The following is a 675-nucleotide window of genomic DNA, read 5'->3' on the forward strand; positions in this document are numbered from 1 at the left end:
CTCGCGGTCATGATGGGACCGCCGGACAAGGCCGTGACAGCCGCGCAAGCCGAGGTGGACGGCGCCAAGCCCCGCGAGACCATCACCGCCCGCGACCTGCTGAAACGCCTGGACCTGACCGGCACGGTCACCACCGCCGACGCACTGCACACCGTCAAGGCCACCGCCAAGGTGATCCGGGAGCGGGGCGGCCACTTCGTGCTGCCGGTCAAGGAGAACCGCGGCAAGCTGTTCGACGCTCTGGACGCACTGCCCTGGAAAGACGCCGAGATCGCCCACACCAGCACCGACAAAGGGCACGGCCGGATCACCACCCGCACCATCCAGGTCCTGCCCGCCCCCGGCGATCTTCCCTTCCCGCATGTCAGCCAGGTCTTCCTGATCGAACGGTACGTCACCGACCTGCACGGCAAGCCGATCTCCGCCGTCGCCCAGCTCGGCGTCGCCAGCCCCGCCCCCGACCAGACCACCCCCGCCCACCTCGCGCGATACGTCCAAGATCAATGGGGTATCGAGGTACTGCACTGGATCAGAGACACCCTCTACCGCGAAGACCACTCCCGTACCCGCACCCGCTCCGGCCCCCGGGTAATGGCCTCCTTACGCAATCTCGCAGTCGGCGCGTTACGCCTCGCCGGCCGGACCGACATCACCGAAGCCACCCGCTGGGCCTGC

General features: G+C 68.7%; 1 protein-coding gene. It reads left to right on the plus strand.

All coding sequences use genetic code 11. The annotated features are described in order from the left end of the window. Positions 1-33 precede the first annotated feature (33 nt). A partial coding sequence (locus tag ACFHYQ_RS29250) for an ISAs1 family transposase (RefSeq protein WP_394304373.1) occupies positions 34-675 on the plus strand: 642 nt, incomplete at its 3' end.

It is taken from the genome of Sphaerimonospora cavernae (assembly GCF_042435035.1).
Taxonomy (GTDB): domain Bacteria; phylum Actinomycetota; class Actinomycetes; order Streptosporangiales; family Streptosporangiaceae; genus Sphaerimonospora; species Sphaerimonospora cavernae.